The following is a 17,259-nucleotide window of genomic DNA, read 5'->3' as shown; positions in this document are numbered from 1 at the left end:
TTGCTGATCAACAGCCCGCAGCACTCCACCCTCGTTCATTGAAACCCAGGGTGTTGCACTTCACTTTTGAATCCGCCGTTCCACAACCCAGGAGTCGGGCAGATGTGCCAAAAGGTCGCCGCTTTCCAAAGTGACTTCGGTGTTACCTTATTGGCGACGATCATGTATTGACAATAGCTACACATTGGGCAACAATGCGTGTATTTATTGTGTATGCATCAATAGGAGAACCCAATGCGCGATGCGGCCATCAACCTGCGGGCCCTGCCCGAACAGCGTGATCTGATCGATCACGCTGCTACTCTGCTTGGCAAGAACCGTTCGGACTTCATGCTCGAAGCAGCCTGCGACCGAGCTCAAGCCGTGGTGCTGGATCAAATCTTCTTCAGTCTGGACGTCGACAAGTTCAAGCAGTTCACGGCGATGCTGGATGGGCCTCCTGGTCCCAACCCCGGGCTTGAACGCCTGATGGCTGTCAAGGCGCCCTGGAGCACTGGCGCGGCATGAGCTTGACTCTGAGCGCACCACAACCACTGGCGGTCACCCACCTCTTGGACGGATTCGCCTGCGGGGAAGCCAGTCTCGATGGGTGGCTTCAGCGCCGGGCATTGGTCAACCAATTGAGCGGTGCCAGCCGCACTTTCGTCGTCGCAGGTCACGATGGCCGTGTCTATGGCTACTACGCGATGGCCGCTGGTGCGGTCTCACACCAGATGGCTACGAGCGGGGTGCGACGAAACATGCCCGACCCCGTCCCGGTGATGGTGTTGGCACGGCTCGCTATTGACCATCGTGCCCAGGGTATCAAGCTTGGAGCCGCCTTGCTTCAAGACGCTGTCAATCGTGCCGTGGCCGTATCGCAGAACGCGGGCGTGCGCGCCCTTCTCGTCCACGCCCTGCACGACCGAGCAAAGCAGTTCTACGAGCACTACGGATTTCAGGAGTCGCCACAGCACCCGATGACGTTGATGCTGCGCTTGAACACCGCAAAGACCTGAAACGCAAGGCATTCAGCACGAACGTCCAACCAATCCGCACCGAGGCAGAGTAACGGGCCATCCTCAAGGAGGTTTCCGCGCTGCTGGTGGATGCAGACCCTGATCTGGATACGCCTGCAGGCGAACGCCTCAACGCCTCGATATTGCTCGTACAGGCCTATGAAGCCCTGTGCGTGCCCGTCGATGCTGAGCTTGTTGAGCACCTCCGCTCACTGACATCAGGCGTCGAAGTCGATCTTGATCAGCCACTGCCGCCCGAGATTGACGACCCGGGCATGCCCTGAGCGCCGAGCTTGGCTTCTACGGCGAGCAGCGTTGTCATGGGAGACTTTGTTCAGGAGAAAATGCACTGCCACGTGATGACCGGAAGGCAAATGGCCCCTCTGCCAAGGTCGCCACTGCGGCATCCAAGGTCTTGCGCGACCCGAAGAGTACTCCAGATCAAAAAAACGGTTACTGCATCGGTGGGTCAGGTTTGCGCGGAGATAAACCCAGCCTGATCCACTGCAGGTACTGCTGCGCGCTTTGCTCGCCAAGACATCGGTCGGCGCGCCAGACCGTCAAGATTTCCCGCTTGGCGGGGGATGCTGATGGGGAAGGGGTCGGCGGGATGGCCATGCGGGTAGTTCCGAAGTGGTCCAACCACGGTAGAGCTGCACTGGAGGTCTGTCAGCCCCATCTCGTGTTGGTACTTGCCAGCGACGCTATCGCTCGCCGAGCGTCTGCGCCGCCAGCCCAGCGGCGCAGGCAACTCGGCCAGTGTGTTTGTGTCGAGATCTCGCCGAAGTTGCTCCAGGAAACCTTTAGCCACGAACACGCCACTCATTCCGCACATGCCGCCCGCCAGCAGAGCAGCGATGGCAGCGCTAACTGGGCGCACCCGGCGCCGCAACCATCGCACCGCCGATGGCAGCGTCAGATCCGGCCCTCGCAGCTTGGCCGCCACAGACTCCAGGCTTGACCCTTTGAAAGGTGGGCCGCCGGACGCCCACACTTGGTTTACAGCAACATCACAGAGTCAGCCCTGCAAAATTTACGCAACCACCAAGTCCGAGCGGCCCACCCAGGCCTTTCGCGCTTCCAGTGCTGTTGCGAGTGCTGCGGCCAGCATAAAGAGCAGTGCAGCGTGTTGTAGCAGTTATGCTTTTACGGCATAGCTGCTAGCGGCATACCTGGGCTGTCTCAACAGGAGAGTGCTGGCCACAATAAGGCTCAGTAAATGAATACGAGGCAAGCTATGCCCCCCTCCACGGCATTTCATCCATGGCGACGCGCCAGAACCTGAGCGCACTAACGACCACCCAAGGCGATCGATCTGAAGATTAGCGATGATGACATCCGCGAGACCATTGAGAACAAACAACTCAAGCTGATGAAGGAGCGCGGTTCGGACCTGACCATCTTCAGTCCGCGCCTCGTTCATGGCGCACCATATTGGCGACTTCCAGACGTCGAGCACCTGGGCAGCCATTTGCAACGAGCCGTGCTACCGCGTCAGCCAACTGTTCCCCGACCACTTCATTCCTGCCGCCATGCTGCCGCAGTCGCCGGGTGTAGCCCCTAAATGATCGGCGCCATGCGCGGCATCGCTCCCCAGACCGGTCACCACTATGGCGACACCAAGCGATGCATCGAGGCCACACAGAACCTGAATGCCGAGGAAAAACACCTGATCTACGAAGGCAATGCGCGCCGCGTTTTCACGCGCCTGGATGCCACGCTCAAGACCAAGGGCCTGTAATTTCACAAGGAGAACAACATGTACGAACTCGGTGTCGTCTACCGCAACATCACCCGCGCCGACCGTGCGGCCGCCGACGGCCTGGCCGCGCTGGGGTCGGCCACCGTGCACGAGGCCATGGGTCGCGTGGGCCTGCTCAAGCCCTCTATGCGCCCCATCTACAGCGGCCAGCAGGTCAGCGGCACGGCTGTCACCGTGCTGCTGCAGCCCGGCGACAACTGGATGATGCATGTGGCGGCCGAGCAGATCCAGCCTGGCGACGTCGTGGTGGCGGCGGTTACCTCCGAGTGCACCGACGGCTACTTTGGCGACCTGCTGGCCACCTCCTTCCAGGCCCGTGGCGCGCGCGCGCTCATCATCGATGCCGGCGTCCGCGATGTGAAGACGCTGCAGGAGATGAACTTTCCCGTGTGGAGCCGCGCCATCAGCAGCAAGGGCACCATCAAGGCCACGCTGGGCTCGGTCAATATCCCTGTAGTGTGTGCTGGTGCGCTGGTCACGCCGGGCGACGTGATCGTGGCCGACGACGATGGTGTGGTGTGCGTACCCGCCGCCCGCGCAGCAGAGACGCTGGCCGCCGCGCAAAAACGCGAAAGCTTTGAAGGTGAAAAGCGCGCCAAGCTCGCCAGCGGAATACTGGGTCTGGATATGTACAACATGCGCCCCGGCCTGGAGAAGGCGGGCCTCAAGTACATCGATTGAACAAGGGTTTTGAGTGTTTGGACCCCTGGTGCTTTTTCATAACGCGCTGATCGCTATTAAAAACGAAGCGTGCCGATGCCTGCCAGGTTCCAGTCACTCTTGTCCCTGTCGTTCTCGTTTGTCCTTGCCCTCCATTTGCTCAATCCCCTCCATTACAGAGACCCATTCCTATGCTCTATCAATTCGCCCTGATGTCCCGTCGCTTGCTGGGCACGCTGGCTGTCTCGTACCTGGTGGCGGCTGGGGCAGGCCCAATGGCTGCTCACGCGCAAGACTTCCCCTCTAAGCCGGTCAAGATCGTCGTCGGCTACTCGGCGGGCGGCGCCGTGGACGCCGTGGCACGGTCTGTAGGGCAGGCCTTGCAGGGCAGCCTGGGACAGCCGTTTGTGGTTGACAACAAGCCCGGCGCTGGCACCAACATTGCCGTCAAGTACGTGGTTGAATCGCCACCCGATGGGTACACCATGCTGATGGCGGCCAACGCGCTGGCGGCCAACATGGCGCTCTACCAACCGATGCCGTTCGATGCAGAAAAGGATCTTGTCCCGGTAGCACTGGTCGGCCGCGTGCCGGTGGTGATTGCTGCCAATATCAATGCACCCTACAACGACATTAAGTCACTGATTGCCACCGCCAAGACCAAGCCCGGAAGCATTTCCTTTGCCAGCCCCGGCAATGGGTCCACCCCCCACATGGCGATCGAGTTCTTCAAGCGCGCTGCCGGAGTCTCGTTGCTGCACATCCCCTACCGAGGCGGCTCTCAGGCACTGACCGACGTGATCGGTGGCCAGTTGCCCTTGGTGGCCGTGAACGCGCTTGAGGCCCAGCCCCACGTGAAGAGTGGTCGACTGAAAGTGCTGGCTGTGTTGAGTGCCAAACGCACCTCTGTGTTCCCTGACGCACCGACCATCGCCGAGTCTGGCTTCCCTGGCTTTGAGGCCTCGGTCTGGTACGGACTGGTCGCACCGGTGGCCACCCCCAAGCCCATCGTCGCCAAGCTGCACGCTGAGGTGCAAAAGGCGCTCCAGACCAAGGAAGTGCGCGACCGCATGGCCGCCGTCGGCGGCGAGGTGCTGCCAGGCGGGGCCGACCAGTTTGCGGCATTGATTCGTTCGGAGCGCCAACGCTACGAAAAACTCGTGCGTGAAGCCAACATCAAACCCGATTGACCAGAACCCTGCGAGAACGAACCAAGATGTCCAAATCGACTTCCGGTGATTTCACCAAAACCGCCGGCTGGCTGGACTGGTTTGCCGGTCCTGCCAAGCCCCAATTCCAGCTGCCCGCAGGCGCTGTGGACGCGCACTGCCACGTGTTCGGCCCCGGTGCGGAATTTCCGTACGCGCCCGAGCGCAAGTACACCCCGTGCGACGCCAGCAAGCATGAGCTGTTTGCGCTGCGCGACCACCTGGGCTTTGCGCGCAACGTGATCGTGCAGGCCACCTGCCACGGTGCCGACAACCGCGCCATGGTGGATGCCTGCCTGGCCAGCGGCGGCAAGGCACGCGGCGTGGCCACCGTCAAGCGCAGCGTCTCTGATGAAGAGCTGCTGCAACTGCACTCTGCGGGCGTGCGCGGCGTTCGCTTCAACTTCGTCAAGCGCCTGGTGGACTTCACACCCAAGGACGAGCTGATGGAGATTGCCGCGCGCATCGCCAAGCTGGGCTGGCATGTGGTGATCTACTTCGAGGCGGTGGACCTGCCCGAACTGTGGGACTTCTTCACCAGCCTACCCACCACCGTCGTGGTGGACCACATGGGTCGGCCCGACATAGCCAAGGGCGTGGACAGCGCAGAGTTCGCGCTGCTCCTGAAATTCATGCGCGAACACACCAATGTGTGGAGCAAGGTGAGCTGCCCCGAGCGCCTGTCCGTCACCGGCCCCAAGGCCCTGAACGGCGAGCAGAATGCCTACCAGGACGTGGTGCCGTTTGCCCGAAAGGTGGTCGAGGAGTTCCCTGACCGCGTGCTGTGGGGCACCGACTGGCCGCACCCCAATCTGAAGGACCACATGCCCGACGACGGACTACTCGTGGACTTCATTCCTCAAATCGCACCAACGGCCGCACTCCAGCAGGCACTGCTCGTGGACAACCCCATGCGTCTGTATTGGGCGGCATGAAACCGAGGTGAGCGCATCTTCAATGCCAAAACGGCATATCTGCAAGTGCGCTCTACCGATAGCGAAGCGAGACCCGGATAGCGATAGTTCACCCAGCCTTCAACCAAGAGAGACAAATGATCAAAAAGCATTATTCGACCGTGGCATCGCTGTGTATTCTCAGCTCCAGCGCTATGCTTTCGCCCGCCTGGGCGCAACAGCAAATCGTTCCGGCAAGCACCGTGTCCATCTACGGGGTGCTCGACACCTATGTTGGCAGTGTCCGCCGCAGCAACCAGAACGCGCGCACCACTGTCGCTAACAGCGGCGGCCTAACCACCTCCTACTACGGCTTCCGTGGTAGCGAGGATCTGGGCGGCGGCAATCGTGCTTTCTTCGCTTTGGAAAGCTTTTTCCAGGTCGACACCGGCGCCATGGGCCGCACCACGGCGGACCCCTTCTTCTCGCGCAATGCCGTAGTGGGGCTGGCCAATGCCAAGTATGGCGTACTGACATTAGGCCGTCAGACTAACCCGATGTTCGTGGCCACAGGCAACTTCAATCCGTTCGGCCTGTCCGCAAATCTCGCGCCTTCCATGCTGCATGTATGGAGTGCCAACTACAACCGCACGGTGCTGGGTGACAGCGTTTGGGACAACTCAGTCCAGTACTTGACGCCCAGTCTGGGAGGGCTGACAGCCTCGGCGACATACGGGTTCGGCGAACGGGCAAACGAAAGCGGCGTGCGCAACGTCAACGCGACGCTGAACTACGCCAATGGGCCTTTCGCCGCCGTGGTGTCTGTCCAGCATGTGGATTACGGCCCCGGCATCACGGCCCCGATCACCACAGAGAAGGCGGCCATGGCCGGTCTGTCCTATGATCTGAAGGCCATTAAGCTTTTCGGTCAATACTTCCGTACTGACACGTCAGACACCCGGCTGAAAACCAAGACTGGCCAGTTGGGCGTCTCCGCTCCTTTAGCTGGAGGAACGGTAATGGCCTCCGTCGCCCATACACAGCGCGAAGCACCGGGCGTCGACGCTAGCCGCACCACGGCAGCGCTGGGCTATGACTATTTCCTGTCGAAACGTACCGACCTCTACACCGTCTATCTGTCAGACCGCCTGAGCGGTTTTGACCGACAGGGCTCGCTGGTGTTCGGCGTACGCCATCGCTTCTGATCCATGGCCATATGGAGAGACAAATGAATCGCGCCATCCCCTTCCTTCGACGTTCCATGCTGGCAGCTCTTGCGGCCCTGGCCTGCACCACAGTGTCTGCGCAGCTCGGAGGCGGCCGGCCAATTCGGCTGGTCGTGCCATTCGGCCCAGGCGGCGTGGCCGACCTGACCGCTCGGGTCGTGGCGCAAAAGATGACGGAATCCACAGGGCAGTCCATCGTGGTGGATAACAAGCCAGGCGCCGGCGGCATCGTGGCCTCTGACACGGTGGCCAAGGCGCCACCCGACGGCCTGACCCTGCTGCTCATGTCAAACGGCAACGCGGTGACGGCGGGTATGTTCAAGAGCCTGCCCTTCGACCCCCTCAAGAGTTTTGCACCGGTCTCCATGCTCGGGTACTTCGACATGGCCGTAATCTCCAGCCCCAAGTCGCGGTTCAAGACCTTGAAAGATCTTGTGGCCTATGCAAAAGCCCATCCCGGCAAGGTCAATATCGCCACGATTAACACGGGCAGCACACAGAACCTGGCCGCGGAGCTGTTCAAGCGCAGCCTCGGCATCGACGTGCAGATCGTCCCATTCAACGGAAGTGCTGCCGTGATCACGGCCATTCAGGGCGAGCAGGTGGACGCTGGCGTCGAAATCCTGGCCCCGGTACTTGGCCAGATCAACGGCAGCACCCTCCTCGCGCTGGCCGTTATGGGCGACAAGCGCGCACCCGCGCTCCCAAACGTGCCGACCGTTGCGGAAAGCGGCGCTGCCGGATTTAACGTGGCCAGCTGGAACGCGATTGCCGCACCGGCAGGCACACCGGCCGACGCCATCGCCCGCCTGAACAAGGAGGTGAACGCAGTGCTGAGCTCTCCCGAGGTTAAGGAACGTCTGGCCAAGCTGGGCGTGCAAGGCAAGGGAAGCACGCCAGCGCAGCAGTGGGACTTCTACACCAAAGAGATCAAGCGCTGGAGCGGCGTCATTCAGCAGGCTGGTATTGAAAAGCAGTAGTCTGGCTTGACAGTTCGGCACTTGCATGCGCTACAAGTTCGCGGATCAGCCCGGCCACCGCCGCCTGCGTAGGGCTGATAGGCCGTTGGGAGCTGGTAGCGAGTGCCAGTCGGCTGCGCACTTCTGGACCCACGATCCTGCGCGCAACGAATGCCTGCGGCTGCGATGCCGTCAGGATGGCATTGATGGGCAGTACAGCGTGCCCGACGCCATCGAGCACCAGGTCCAGGATGGCAGACACCCCGTCAATCTCCATGGCAACCAAGGGTCTGCGGCTGATGTTGGCCAATTCCATTTCCACGATGCTGCGGATGGCGTTGGGCCGCGTCGGGATGACCAGGGGAACATCGGCCAGAGCCTGGAGGGGCACGGGATCGCGCCTGCCATCTACATCAGCCGGAGAAATCAGGAACAACTCCTCCTCCAGGATGACCTCGCTGTCGAGCTCATTGGAAGGCGCCAGGTTGTACAGGAGCGCAATGTCGAGGCGTCCAGCAATCAAGGCGGCCTGCATGGCCGTCGAAAGCGATTCGGTGATCGACAGCGTTGCATTGGGCAGACGCTGGCGAAAGGCTCTACTCAAAGGGACTGTCAATCGCTTAGCCAGGCTTGGAGGAAGTCCCACAGCCACTCGGCCCGCCAAAGCGCCCCGCAGCCGTCCCAGCGACTCCTGCGCATGCTCCACCTGGTGGAGGATGCCTCGGGCGTGCTCAAGAAAGAGTTCTCCGGCCTCCGTCAGTGTGACGCCGCGCCCATTGCGCACCAGCAGGTTGTGTCGCAGCTCGACCTCGAGCTGGCGAACCTGCCTACTGAGTGCCGGCTGCGCCACGTCGATCGCAATGGACGCGCGGGTGAAGCTTTGCAACTCAGCGACACGCACGAAGTATTCGAGTTGTTTGAGGTCCATTATTTAAGTTTAGGCTGTTTGCACGGATGCCCATGACACCCTTGATATGCATTTCCTCAATGGCAACCCGTCAACTTCTGGCGACGTTGTGCACGCAATGGGCTGCGTCGGGCGGCCAACCAGTCGCGCTTGAGTCTGTAGGCGGCGTCGATGCGGCACGCCGCATCGACGCAGGCGATACCTGCGATGTCGTCGTGCTCGCGTCCGACGCATTGGACAAGCTCCTGGTTACCGGCCGTATCGGGACGCCCGAGGCGATGGCGCAATCACAGGTGGCGATCGCAGCGGCGCCCGGTACGAACTTCCAGATCGAGACACTGGCGCAGCTCTGCGCAAGCCTTGCGAATGCTCGCAGCATCGGCTTCTCGACGGGTCCCAGTGGCAAAGCCCTACTGGAATGGTTCGAGCGGCTCGGTATTCTGGCATCCCTGCGGGATCGCCTGGTCCAGGCCCCGCCAGGCACGCCAGTGGGGAATCTCATCGCCCAAGGCGTCGTGGAGATTGGCTTCCAGCAATGCAGTGAGCTGATCCATTGCAAAGGCATAGACCTGCTAGGCCCCCTTCCGCCGGGCAGCGAAATCACCACGGTCTTTAGCGCCGCAGTATGCCGGACTGCCCGGGAAACGGTAGCAGCCGCGCAGTTCATCGCCTTCCTGCGCTCCAGCGCTGCATTTGACGCCATACGGCAGGAAGGCATGGCGCCAGCCGGCCTGCTTTAGACACAGCCATCCTGACTTTCAGTTCAATCCACCATCAGTAACAGCATGATCATCGACTGCCACGGCCACTACACTACCGCGCCCAAAGCGCTCGAAGACTGGCGCAACCGCCAGATCGAAGCCTTCACCAACGGCACGACTCCTCCGGACCCCACCGCGCTGCAGATCAACGACGACGAACTGCGCGAATCTATCCAGACCAACCAACTGCGCCTGATGGACGAGCGCGGCATCGACCTCACCATTTTCAGCCCGCGTGCCAGCTTCATGGCGCATCACATAGGCGACTTCGCGGTGTCCCAGGTCTGGGCCACCATCTGCAACGACCTCTGCGCCCGTGTCGCCCGCCTGTTCCCCGACCGCTTCGCACCGGCCGCCATGCTGCCGCAGTCGCCGGGCGTGGACCCGACCACGTGCGTTCCGGAAATCGAGCGAGCCGTAAAGGAACTGGGCTGCGTCGGCATCAATCTGAACCCGGACCCTTCTGGCGGTCACTGGACCAGTCCGCCGCTGTACGACCGCCATTGGTACCCAATCTACGAAAAGATGGTGGAGTACGACATCCCCGCCATGATCCACGTCAGCACTAGCTGCAACGCGTGCTTCCACACCACCGGCGCGCACTATCTCAACGCCGACACGACCGCCGTCATGCAGTGCATCCAGGGTGATCTTTTCAAGGACTTCCCCACGCTGCGTTTCATCATCCCGCATGGCGGCGGCGCTGCACCCTACCACTGGGGTCGTTTCCGCGGGCTGGCGCAAGAAATGAAGAAACCGCTACTCGACGATCACCTGCTGCACAACCTGTTCTTCGACACCTGCGTCTACCACCAGCCCGGCATCGACCTGCTGACCGGCGTGATCCCTACGAAGAACATCCTGTTCGCCTCGGAAATGATCGGCGCAGTACGGGGCATTGATCCGCAGACCAACCACTATTTCGACGATACCAAACGCTATATCGAAGCGTCGAAGCTCGACAGCGACGCCCGCCACCAAATCTATGAGGGTAACGCTCGCCGCGTGTTCCCACGTCTGGACGTCCAACTGAAAGAAAACCGCCATGCATGAACTCGGCGTCGTCTACCGCAACATCGAACGCACCGACGGTCTATCGCCAACAGCGCGGCTAAGCTAGCCTCGGTTACGGACCACGAAACCATGGGCCAGGTCGGCCTGCTGGCACTATACATGCGGCCCATCTACTCCGGCTGGCTGAACGGCCCCGGCTTGAGGAGGCTCCAGCTCTTAAGAAAATGGAGCCATGAACAAGTCACAGAAGTTATCCCCCGAGGTCCGCGAGCGTGCTGTTCGCATGGTGCAGGATCACCGAGCCGATTGCCCGTCGCTTTGGACCGCCATGGGAGCGCGCATCGGCTATAAATCGAGCTTGACTCCTCACAACAACCAACCCATATGAACCGCGCCGAACTCGTCGAAATCCTGGCTTCCAAGAACGAACTGTCCAAGACGGCCGCCAACGCTGTCCTCGAAACCCTGATCGCAACCATCCAAACCGCCGTGAAAAAGGGCGATGCGGTGCAACTGGTGGGCTTTGGCACCTTCAAGTCCGTCAAGCGGGCCGCCCGCACCGGCAAGAACCCCGCCACCGGCGCAGCCCTGAAGATTCCCGCATCCACCGTACCCAAGTTCGTGCCTGGTGCCAAGTTCAAGGCCGTGGTCGATCCCAAGGCCGCCAAGCGCAAGGCGGAGAAGGCCGGCAAGTAAGCCGCTGCGCCCCATCCAACCGACCGCCCCGGGTACAACATCCGTCGGGCGGTTTTTTTGTTGGCGCCTGCTACGCTTGGCGCTACTGACAAAACCGAGTTGAATCCATGACAACTTTCTCCGACGCCTTCCGCTCCGAAGTCCTGCGCATGGCACGCAAGGAAATCAAAGGTGAACTGGGCACCTTGCGCAAAACGGTCACTGCACAGCGCTCTGAGATCGCCGCACTCAAGCGCGATCTCAAGGCGCTGACTTCCCAGGTGCATGCCCTGGCAAAGGCACAGGAGAAGGCTGCAACGCTCGTTGAGCGCCAGCAGGCTGCTCTAGGACAGTCCAAGGCGCTCTCTGACAGCCAGCAAGCGACATCAGGGGCCGTGGAATCCGAAGGGGGCAAAGTGCGGGGTGGACGCCAATTCACCTTCAGCCATGAAGCCCTGATTGCCAAGCGACATGCACTGCACATGACCCAGAAAGAGATGGCCCGGCTGCTCGGCATCTCGGTGGTGAGTGTCTACAAGTGGGAGACTGGTGAGGTGACGCCCCGCGCTGCTCAACTGGAGCGGGTGCGCGAGGTGCTCAAGATGGGGGTACGCGCTGCGCGCAAAGAGATTGGGGAGTAAACACTCGGTACGGCGAGCATCCTTACCTCAGCAGCTCCGGGACGCGAACACCGTCCCGGATCACCCGTGCCCCTCGCCTTGTCCGATGCTTCCATCGGGGCGGATACCCAGCAGCCTCTCCAGGTCGGTAACCACAGTACGCTGCGCTTTCTTGGGTGGCCGTTCAAGGCCATCTGCCACTACCGTTGGAACGAGTACCAGTTCAAGCCCCAATTCCTGCGCCAACGCCATCGCATTGGTGATCCGTGGTGCACTCGTTCCCGACAGGATCTGCCGTACCGCGAGCGAAGACAGTCCAGTCCGCTGCGCGAGTTCTGACAGCGGCTTAGAGCCACCAGACAGAGGGCCCAATCCGTCCGAAACCATCCGTGTCCCGCGAGGCCAATTCACGCGTTAAATGAGAGCGACTACCGTGGGCCAACGGGCCAATAGTCAAAAAACCCTCAAAGCGGCCAACTCCGCGCTGGCAGTGGGCCACGCGTGGGCCACAGATGGGCCATGAAGTCCTGCGAAAGCAGGCCACGACCATAGGCCTCTATGACTGGACAGCCCGCAGAAGGGGCAATTTTCAGGATTGGAAAGATTGCTTGACCACTGCCTGGGCCATGAAAAACCCACGTAAGTCATTGATTTTGGTGCGGCTGGCGGGGATCGAACCCACGACCCTTGGCTTCGGAGGGCAAAAAAATTGCTGCGTTTCAATAGCAATTTTTGCACTCAAAAAGTAACCAATCGACGTAAGTTGTTGATCATACAGGATTTGCACCCATCCCAATTGGGACATCACGAGCCCTCATTTGCGCTCAACAGGCACACATTGTCACGCTGATCCCGCAAAAACGGCCCGAAGCGCCACTCGCAATTGATGACTCTTGGCCTCTTGCTTCCTGCCCCGCCGGGTCTTCAAGCCGCTTAACTTGATGCGCAGGTGTTGCTTGATCCACTTGAAGAACAACTCCACCTGACAGCGATGCTTGTACAACGCGGCAATACTTAGGGGTGTCTAATTAGCGATATACCTCAGACACACGCAGCACCTTGAGCGGCAGCGGCCCGGTCGCCATCATGGCTCGCAGCAACCCGCGCAGCATCGGGCATCTGAAACACGACAACCGCATGGACCGGTGTTGGCTCAAGGGGCAAACGGCCGATGCGCTACACGCGGTGCTGTGCGCGGCCGGCTACTTGCATCCGCTGGCTGCCCGCGGGCGATTGTACGTTTGGGGCTCAAGGGTGCCATCCAAGCCAGGAGAATTGCTGACCTTGTTGAGGGAGCGCCACGTGCCGGGTTTGGAGAGCCCGACCTCCACGAGGCGTGCCCGCCCCATACAGCTCGATAAATGGGCCGTAGATACCGCTTCTCAGGCGCCGAAACAGCCGACTCCTGCTCAGATACTCTTGCGTAGTCGCCATCGTGATCTCCGTAGTTGAGGACGGAGGCAGGAGGGCGTGTCCGAATTTCTGTGTAAACGGTTCGGACTTCAGTTGACGGAGATGCGGTCTCCGAACTGAATGGTACCTGCGCACCAACATGGCGAAGGAAAAGATCACGGGCATTTGGGCCGAGGCAGCGGCCATCCTGTCAAAGGCCCGGGCGGCAGGGCTAGGAAATCACCGTTTGCCGACTCTAAAAACGCTTGCTCCCTTTTTTATGTTGTAGTAACATGGCTACATTTATCGCCTATCGGAGGTGCAGTTATGACCATCACCACCCTATCAAGCCGCGAGTTCAACCAAGGGGCGAGCGAGGCAAAACGGGCCGCAAACAACGGGCCAGTGTTCATTACAGATCGCGGCCGACCGGCCCATGTGCTGATGAGCTTTGAGGAGTATCAGCGGCTCACCAAGCAGCGGCGCAACATTGCCGATGCGCTGGCAATGCCGGGTATCGCCGACATCGAGTTTGTGCCGCCGCGTGTGACCATCAAACCCCGGCCGGTTGATTTCACATGATGTTTGTTCTCGATACCAACGTGGTGTCGGAGCTGCGCAAGGTACGCAGTGGCAAGGCCGATGCGAACGTGACCGCATGGGCGGAAAGCGTTGATGCCGCCGATCTCTTTGTGTCAGCCATCACCATCATGGAGCTGGAGCTTGGCGTTCTGTCGATTGAACGCAAGGACGCCACCCAGGGGGCCATGCTGCGCTCATGGCTGGAGCAGCACGTATTGCCCGAGTTCTCCGGCCGCACGCTGCCTATTGATACCGCCGTGGCGCAACGCTGCGCACGGTTGCATGTCCCCGACAAGCGCGGCGAGCGCGATGCACTCATTGCGGCAACGGCCCTTGTGCACGGCATGACGATGGTTACTCGCAACGTTGCTGATTTCCAGCCAACGGGCGCGATCATTCTCAATCCGTGGGAGGCGGTGCGGTGACCGCTGCCCATGAACATTACACGACATGGCTGTGGTAAGGGGGTGCGGATAAAAACTTGGACTGGTTTTATGCCGCAAGTCCAAGACTCACCCTGTATTCGATCGGGCTGAGGGCCCCAAGGGAGATCTTGATCCGCTTCTCGTTGTACCAGCGGATGTACGAGTCGACCACTTCAATGAACTGCTCGATGGTCGTGCCCTTCCAGTCCCGAGGATAGCCCAACGCCTCGACCGTGGTGGCGATGCAGCGCCCGTGCTCGGCGTAGTGTTTGACAGCCTGCTCCTTCTGAACTTGAGAATACTTCGGCTTCGAACGCACGTAGCCGGACGACAGGTCCAGGCGCCGCTCGTACTCCTCATGCCAGCTTTTCAAAGAGTTCTTCGTCGGGTAGCCCAACTGGCGGATAGTCGCCCCGGTGCGCTTGCCCAGCTTGATGTAGAGCGTGACCGCTCGGATGCGGTCTTCGTATGAATAAATGAACTACCTCCAGGTAGTCCAAGATTTCCGCCGCACCCCCAGTGGGTCAGTTTTCGGTCGGCGTCAACAACTGGCCCAAGGCGTATTTCGGTTGGCCAGATGTAGCGGTTTGTTTTGTCATATCCATCTCCATGAATTGAAGATGGGCACCAGCCCCGGATGGGGCATGAGGTGCCCATCGGGGTTGATAAAAAGAAAGGTTGGCACGAGGCCAAGATCGCCAAAGGAAATACCGTCCATTCTACGTGCTCGGGGGCCTTGTGTGAAGGCCCCGCCCTGCCCCTTCATGGCATGAAAGACCCGTGCCAAGAGCCGTCTGGTTTCTGCCGCTGTTGGCCTAGGCAATGCGTTAAAACAGGCGAGGGTCGAATTCGAAAGGGTTGCGCTCGACGACCAACCGGATGGCCCCGTATTGGGAATGGGCCGGGTTGATCAGCAGGTTCATTTCGTCGCGCTCGACAAATGACGGCACCCAAAGACCCAGGCTCGCCCCGGACGCAAGCCAGTTCATGCCGATGGATTGTGTCGCTGCCATGTGGTCATGCCAGTCCTTTGGGAGGCCCAGATCTGCCGCATGCAGGATTTCCGATCTGGCGGGCAATTCAAGGCGCATGAGGGCTTGATTGGCAGGATTGGCTCCGTTGCAGTGGACGCGCTTTTCCAGCTGGCACAGGGCCCGACTGGAGCCCGCATAAACGATCTGCGCAGGCCCTTTGGTATGCCAACGGCCATTGGCCAGGGTTGAACCGTAGCCAAGCGATCCGAGGATGGCTGCAATAGCAGGTTGCGGGCTCGGTACAAAGCCTATGCGCCAGACGGTGGTGCTCAAACGGCACCGCCGTATTTGATAGCGACAAGAATCTCTTTGACGCGCTCGTTCCCAAATGAGTTTCTCGCAGCATCAAGGGGCGTGTCGCCATCCAGCATGGGATGAGGCTGGCGTAACCATCTTGTGGCTTCTTCCTCGGTCGAGAAAGTATCAACGGCCATCCGGTTCAACTCAAGTAGGCGCAAGACGCCTTCCGCCGCATGGTCTGGGAGTGGTTGATTTTTCTGAGCACGCCGATTGGCGGTCACCCGGTCCATATCCAGGTACTCAGCCACATTGCCCTTGCCCAGGCCCAGAAAGGCAGCAAGAGGCCCGATTGCTTTACTGGAGATGCCGCGCTTGAGAATCCGGTAGGCATGCTCATTGTCGATGGCAACGGCGTAAGTCCTCTTTCCGAATTTCACGCCCATTTTTACCTTGGCAAGGCCTGTTCTTGCAGTCGAGGTGTTCTTTGGTGCGGGCGCTGCATCATCGATGTACTGCCACAGCTCAGCCAACGAAGACAAGCGTGCAGCGGTAGCGGGGGGGGTGGGAGTTGGGTCGGCAATCATGATGCGATTTAATCACGGCTCCGATGCAATTGCAACGACCTGGAGGCGTGGGCGTGGCTACTGGGGGCCGCTTCAGAAAACGGAAGAGATCGTGCGGTAAGCCGGAATCGCCGAAAATTCCGCCTTGAGTTGTACGGCAATTTGCCGTATCATTGGATCAGGAGGACAAAGCCATGCCCGTCGCCATCTCTACCGCCCGTCTCGAAGCCCGAATCAGCACCGATCTGCATTCAATGCTCAAGCGTGCCGCTGAACTTCAAGGCCGCACCATGACCGATTTCGTTGTGTCCGCCGTCCAAGACGCAGCGCAACGCGCCATTGAGCAAGCGGAAGTTATCCGGCTTTCGCTGGCCGATCAGGAATGCTTTGCACAAGCGCTGCTGTCGCCGCCGCTACCGGCTCCAGCTCTGGAACGTGCCTTTGCCCGTCACAGCAAGCTCTTGCGCGCTGAATGAGCGGTGCACCGTTCCGGCTCGCGTCGCTTGATGCCGGGCATGACCGCACCGCGTTCAACAGCGATTCGGAGCCGCTGAATCGCTACCTGCGCGAGCAAGCCACCCAAGACGTTCGCCGCCGCGTGGCTGCTTGTTTCGTGGCTTTGGCAGATGGGTCGCGCATCGCTGGCTATTACACCTTGGCCTCGGCAAGCCTGCTGCTGGCCGATCTTCCGGCCAGTACCGTCAAGAAACTGCCGCGCTATCCGACCGTGCCAGCCGTTCGGATGGGCCGCTTGGCTGTCGATCAGGCTTTCAAGAGCCAAGGTCTAGGTGGTGCTCTGTTGGCCGATGCGCTCGACCGTGCCGCCCGTTCGGAGATTGCCGCCTTCGCCCTGATGGTGGACGCCAAGGACGAGGCGGCAGCGGCTTTCTACCGGCATCACGGCTTCATTGCCTTGCCAGACTCGCCGCTTACCCTGTTCTTGCCGCTGGCTACCGTCCTGCGTTCTTGAAACTCGCCGTTCCAAGCCGTTTGAATTGAGAACGGTTTTCGAGAACACCCCAGCCACGTCGACGCCACGCCGCGCCATCTTCTCAGCAAGGCTTCTCGCAGACCATCGTTTGCGAGAAGCCTTAGCGTACGATTTTTTCCGTTTTCTGAAGCGACCCCTATTGGCGCCGCGCAGTGCGCCAGGCCAAAAAAAAGCCCACGGCCGAGACCTTTCGGTCGGCGCGTGGGCTTTGTTTTATGGGCGCGCAGCTTCGAAGCCTATGTGTGTTGATTTCCACCCGGAAGTGACCCACTGGGGGTGCGGACGAAAACTTGGACTACTAGAAGGTAGTTCATGTATTCCTACGAAGACCGAATCCGAGCCGTTGAGC

23 protein-coding genes and 3 pseudogenes are annotated in these 17,259 nt (G+C 60.4%); 19 read left to right on the top strand and 7 right to left on the bottom strand.

Annotated features, from left to right (window positions below):
* The first annotated feature begins 234 nt into the window (after window positions 1-234).
* The 10 genes and pseudogenes from AC1RDS_RS20375 (at window position 235) to AC1RDS_RS20330 (ending at window position 7,727) form a co-directional block, all read left to right on the top strand.
* Complete coding sequence (locus tag AC1RDS_RS20375; RefSeq protein WP_092701437.1) at window positions 235-507, top strand: type II toxin-antitoxin system TacA family antitoxin; 273 nt, start codon at window positions 235-237, stop codon at window positions 505-507.
* Window positions 504-998, top strand: coding sequence for a GNAT family N-acetyltransferase (locus tag AC1RDS_RS20370; protein WP_092701434.1), 495 nt, complete (start codon window positions 504-506; stop codon window positions 996-998). The genes AC1RDS_RS20375 and AC1RDS_RS20370 overlap by 4 nt, the downstream gene beginning before the upstream one ends.
* Window positions 999-1,084: 86 nt before the next feature.
* Window positions 1,085-1,282, top strand: coding sequence for an AbrB/MazE/SpoVT family DNA-binding domain-containing protein (locus tag AC1RDS_RS20365; protein WP_139285415.1), 198 nt, complete (start codon window positions 1,085-1,087; stop codon window positions 1,280-1,282).
* A gap of 1,016 nt (window positions 1,283-2,298) precedes the next feature.
* A pseudogene (locus AC1RDS_RS20360) lies at window positions 2,299-2,560 on the top strand (amidohydrolase family protein); the annotation flags it as partial.
* A gap of 14 nt (window positions 2,561-2,574) precedes the next feature.
* Window positions 2,575-2,739: a hypothetical protein gene (locus tag AC1RDS_RS20355; protein WP_425285683.1), complete on the top strand. Its 165-nt coding sequence runs from the start codon at window positions 2,575-2,577 to the stop codon at window positions 2,737-2,739.
* A gap of 18 nt (window positions 2,740-2,757) precedes the next feature.
* A complete protein-coding gene (ligK, locus tag AC1RDS_RS20350; protein ID WP_092701431.1) occupies window positions 2,758-3,441 on the top strand; it encodes a 4-carboxy-4-hydroxy-2-oxoadipate aldolase/oxaloacetate decarboxylase in 684 nt (227 codons plus the stop codon).
* A 191-nt stretch (window positions 3,442-3,632) separates the two neighbouring features.
* Window positions 3,633-4,610: a Bug family tripartite tricarboxylate transporter substrate binding protein gene (locus AC1RDS_RS20345; protein WP_092701442.1), complete on the top strand. Its 978-nt coding sequence runs from the start codon at window positions 3,633-3,635 to the stop codon at window positions 4,608-4,610.
* 26 nt (window positions 4,611-4,636) lie between these two features.
* The gene (locus tag AC1RDS_RS20340; RefSeq protein WP_092701427.1) at window positions 4,637-5,563 is read left to right on the top strand and encodes an amidohydrolase family protein; all 927 of its coding nucleotides are present in this window, start codon (window positions 4,637-4,639) and stop codon (window positions 5,561-5,563) included.
* Between the two features lie 116 nt (window positions 5,564-5,679).
* Window positions 5,680-6,726, top strand: a complete 1,047-nt coding sequence (locus AC1RDS_RS20335) for a porin (protein ID WP_092701425.1) — start codon at window positions 5,680-5,682, stop codon at window positions 6,724-6,726.
* Window positions 6,727-6,749: 23 nt separating this feature from the next.
* Window positions 6,750-7,727 (top strand): tripartite tricarboxylate transporter substrate binding protein, encoded by a 978-nt coding sequence (locus AC1RDS_RS20330; protein WP_092701422.1) that lies wholly within the window; start codon window positions 6,750-6,752, stop codon window positions 7,725-7,727.
* Here the strand turns inward: AC1RDS_RS20330 and AC1RDS_RS20325 are convergent.
* Window positions 7,696-8,634 carry a LysR substrate-binding domain-containing protein gene (locus AC1RDS_RS20325; RefSeq protein WP_092701419.1) on the bottom strand — a complete coding sequence of 313 codons (939 nt, stop codon included), beginning with the start codon at window positions 8,632-8,634 and terminating at the stop codon, window positions 7,696-7,698. The two genes, AC1RDS_RS20330 and AC1RDS_RS20325, sit on opposite strands and share 32 nt — an antisense overlap.
* 59 nt (window positions 8,635-8,693) lie before the next feature.
* On the opposite strand from AC1RDS_RS20325, the gene AC1RDS_RS20320 reads away from it, so the two are divergent.
* The 5 genes and pseudogenes from AC1RDS_RS20320 (at window position 8,694) to AC1RDS_RS20300 (ending at window position 11,704) form a co-directional block, all read left to right on the top strand.
* On the top strand, window positions 8,694-9,353 hold the full coding sequence (locus AC1RDS_RS20320; protein ID WP_244273760.1) for a substrate-binding domain-containing protein: 660 nt from the start codon (window positions 8,694-8,696) through the stop codon (window positions 9,351-9,353).
* 45 nt (window positions 9,354-9,398) lie between these two features.
* Window positions 9,399-10,427 carry an amidohydrolase family protein gene (locus AC1RDS_RS20315; protein ID WP_092701415.1) on the top strand — a complete coding sequence of 343 codons (1,029 nt, stop codon included), beginning with the start codon at window positions 9,399-9,401 and terminating at the stop codon, window positions 10,425-10,427.
* Window positions 10,420-10,568 (top strand): annotated as a pseudogene (locus AC1RDS_RS20310) (4-carboxy-4-hydroxy-2-oxoadipate aldolase/oxaloacetate decarboxylase); the annotation flags it as partial. The gene AC1RDS_RS20315 and the pseudogene AC1RDS_RS20310, both read left to right, overlap by 8 nt.
* Window positions 10,569-10,772: 204 nt before the next feature.
* Window positions 10,773-11,084, top strand: coding sequence for an HU family DNA-binding protein (locus AC1RDS_RS20305; RefSeq protein WP_092701412.1), 312 nt, complete (start codon window positions 10,773-10,775; stop codon window positions 11,082-11,084).
* Window positions 11,085-11,233: 149 nt separating this feature from the next.
* Window positions 11,234-11,704 carry a helix-turn-helix domain-containing protein gene (locus tag AC1RDS_RS20300; RefSeq protein ID WP_492227302.1) on the top strand — a complete coding sequence of 157 codons (471 nt, stop codon included), beginning with the start codon at window positions 11,234-11,236 and terminating at the stop codon, window positions 11,702-11,704.
* A 60-nt stretch (window positions 11,705-11,764) separates the two neighbouring features.
* Here the strand turns inward: AC1RDS_RS20300 and AC1RDS_RS20295 are convergent, their stop codons facing one another.
* From AC1RDS_RS20295 to AC1RDS_RS20285, 3 genes and pseudogenes are all read right to left on the bottom strand, one after another.
* Window positions 11,765-12,070, bottom strand: coding sequence for a helix-turn-helix domain-containing protein (locus AC1RDS_RS20295; RefSeq protein WP_139285419.1), 306 nt, complete (start codon window positions 12,068-12,070; stop codon window positions 11,765-11,767).
* Window positions 12,071-12,272: 202 nt separating this feature from the next.
* Window positions 12,273-12,488: a hypothetical protein gene (locus AC1RDS_RS20290; RefSeq protein ID WP_492227301.1), complete on the bottom strand. Its 216-nt coding sequence runs from the start codon at window positions 12,486-12,488 to the stop codon at window positions 12,273-12,275.
* Window positions 12,489-12,524: 36 nt separating this feature from the next.
* Window positions 12,525-12,698 (bottom strand): annotated as a pseudogene (locus AC1RDS_RS20285) (transposase); the annotation flags it as partial.
* A 704-nt stretch (window positions 12,699-13,402) separates the two neighbouring features.
* Here AC1RDS_RS20285 and AC1RDS_RS20280 point away from each other — a divergent pair.
* Both AC1RDS_RS20280 and AC1RDS_RS20275 read left to right on the top strand, forming a co-directional pair.
* Window positions 13,403-13,657, top strand: coding sequence for a type II toxin-antitoxin system Phd/YefM family antitoxin (locus AC1RDS_RS20280; RefSeq protein ID WP_067511925.1), 255 nt, complete (start codon window positions 13,403-13,405; stop codon window positions 13,655-13,657).
* Window positions 13,654-14,082: a type II toxin-antitoxin system VapC family toxin gene (locus tag AC1RDS_RS20275; RefSeq protein WP_198314750.1), complete on the top strand. Its 429-nt coding sequence runs from the start codon at window positions 13,654-13,656 to the stop codon at window positions 14,080-14,082. Before AC1RDS_RS20280 ends, AC1RDS_RS20275 begins: the two co-directional genes overlap by 4 nt.
* Window positions 14,083-14,149: 67 nt before the next feature.
* On the opposite strand, the gene AC1RDS_RS20270 is transcribed toward AC1RDS_RS20275, so the two are convergent.
* The 3 genes from AC1RDS_RS20270 to AC1RDS_RS20260 form a co-directional block, all read right to left on the bottom strand.
* On the bottom strand, window positions 14,150-14,560 hold the full coding sequence (locus AC1RDS_RS20270) for an IS3 family transposase (protein ID WP_086926370.1): 411 nt from the start codon (window positions 14,558-14,560) through the stop codon (window positions 14,150-14,152).
* Window positions 14,561-14,909: 349 nt separating this feature from the next.
* Window positions 14,910-15,389: an RES family NAD+ phosphorylase gene (locus tag AC1RDS_RS20265; protein ID WP_157667092.1), complete on the bottom strand. Its 480-nt coding sequence runs from the start codon at window positions 15,387-15,389 to the stop codon at window positions 14,910-14,912.
* Window positions 15,386-15,940, bottom strand: coding sequence for an Xre family toxin-antitoxin system antitoxin (locus AC1RDS_RS20260; protein WP_082763069.1), 555 nt, complete (start codon window positions 15,938-15,940; stop codon window positions 15,386-15,388). Before AC1RDS_RS20260 ends, AC1RDS_RS20265 begins: the two co-directional genes overlap by 4 nt.
* 173 nt (window positions 15,941-16,113) lie before the next feature.
* On the opposite strand from AC1RDS_RS20260, the gene AC1RDS_RS20255 reads away from it, so the two are divergent.
* A complete protein-coding gene (locus tag AC1RDS_RS20255) occupies window positions 16,114-16,395 on the top strand; it encodes a type II toxin-antitoxin system TacA family antitoxin (RefSeq protein WP_303835549.1) in 282 nt (93 codons plus the stop codon).
* A complete protein-coding gene (locus tag AC1RDS_RS20250) occupies window positions 16,392-16,889 on the top strand; it encodes a GNAT family N-acetyltransferase (RefSeq protein ID WP_086926369.1) in 498 nt (165 codons plus the stop codon). The genes AC1RDS_RS20255 and AC1RDS_RS20250 overlap by 4 nt, the downstream gene beginning before the upstream one ends.
* The last annotated feature ends 370 nt before the right edge of the window (window positions 16,890-17,259 follow it).

The organism is Acidovorax sp. GW823-FHT02H02 (assembly GCF_058797075.1).
This window is presented reverse-complemented; position numbering and strand designations above follow the sequence as displayed.

What these genes read in the sequence shown, in the direction of transcription:
- AC1RDS_RS20375 (WP_092701437.1), top strand. Translation starts at nt 235, where the DNA reads ATGCGCGATGCGGCCATCAACCTGCGGGCCCTGCCCGAACAGCGTGAT.
- AC1RDS_RS20370 (WP_092701434.1), top strand. Translation starts at nt 504, where the DNA reads ATGAGCTTGACTCTGAGCGCACCACAACCACTGGCGGTCACCCACCTC.
- AC1RDS_RS20355 (WP_425285683.1), top strand. Translation starts at nt 2,575, where the DNA reads ATGCGCGGCATCGCTCCCCAGACCGGTCACCACTATGGCGACACCAAG.
- ligK (WP_092701431.1), top strand. Translation starts at nt 2,758, where the DNA reads ATGTACGAACTCGGTGTCGTCTACCGCAACATCACCCGCGCCGACCGT.
- AC1RDS_RS20345 (WP_092701442.1), top strand. Translation starts at nt 3,633, where the DNA reads ATGTCCCGTCGCTTGCTGGGCACGCTGGCTGTCTCGTACCTGGTGGCG.
- AC1RDS_RS20340 (WP_092701427.1), top strand. Translation starts at nt 4,637, where the DNA reads ATGTCCAAATCGACTTCCGGTGATTTCACCAAAACCGCCGGCTGGCTG.
- AC1RDS_RS20335 (WP_092701425.1), top strand. Translation starts at nt 5,680, where the DNA reads ATGATCAAAAAGCATTATTCGACCGTGGCATCGCTGTGTATTCTCAGC.
- AC1RDS_RS20330 (WP_092701422.1), top strand. Translation starts at nt 6,750, where the DNA reads ATGAATCGCGCCATCCCCTTCCTTCGACGTTCCATGCTGGCAGCTCTT.
- AC1RDS_RS20325 (WP_092701419.1), bottom strand. Translation starts at nt 8,634, where the DNA reads ATGGACCTCAAACAACTCGAATACTTCGTGCGTGTCGCTGAGTTGCAA.
- AC1RDS_RS20320 (WP_244273760.1), top strand. Translation starts at nt 8,694, where the DNA reads ATGGCAACCCGTCAACTTCTGGCGACGTTGTGCACGCAATGGGCTGCG.
- AC1RDS_RS20315 (WP_092701415.1), top strand. Translation starts at nt 9,399, where the DNA reads ATGATCATCGACTGCCACGGCCACTACACTACCGCGCCCAAAGCGCTC.
- AC1RDS_RS20305 (WP_092701412.1), top strand. Translation starts at nt 10,773, where the DNA reads ATGAACCGCGCCGAACTCGTCGAAATCCTGGCTTCCAAGAACGAACTG.
- AC1RDS_RS20300 (WP_492227302.1), top strand. Translation starts at nt 11,234, where the DNA reads ATGGCACGCAAGGAAATCAAAGGTGAACTGGGCACCTTGCGCAAAACG.
- AC1RDS_RS20295 (WP_139285419.1), bottom strand. Translation starts at nt 12,070, where the DNA reads ATGGTTTCGGACGGATTGGGCCCTCTGTCTGGTGGCTCTAAGCCGCTG.
- AC1RDS_RS20290 (WP_492227301.1), bottom strand. Translation starts at nt 12,488, where the DNA reads ATGTCCCAATTGGGATGGGTGCAAATCCTGTATGATCAACAACTTACG.
- AC1RDS_RS20280 (WP_067511925.1), top strand. Translation starts at nt 13,403, where the DNA reads ATGACCATCACCACCCTATCAAGCCGCGAGTTCAACCAAGGGGCGAGC.
- AC1RDS_RS20275 (WP_198314750.1), top strand. Translation starts at nt 13,654, where the DNA reads ATGATGTTTGTTCTCGATACCAACGTGGTGTCGGAGCTGCGCAAGGTA.
- AC1RDS_RS20260 (WP_082763069.1), bottom strand. Translation starts at nt 15,940, where the DNA reads ATGATTGCCGACCCAACTCCCACCCCCCCCGCTACCGCTGCACGCTTG.
- AC1RDS_RS20255 (WP_303835549.1), top strand. Translation starts at nt 16,114, where the DNA reads ATGCCCGTCGCCATCTCTACCGCCCGTCTCGAAGCCCGAATCAGCACC.
- AC1RDS_RS20250 (WP_086926369.1), top strand. Translation starts at nt 16,392, where the DNA reads ATGAGCGGTGCACCGTTCCGGCTCGCGTCGCTTGATGCCGGGCATGAC.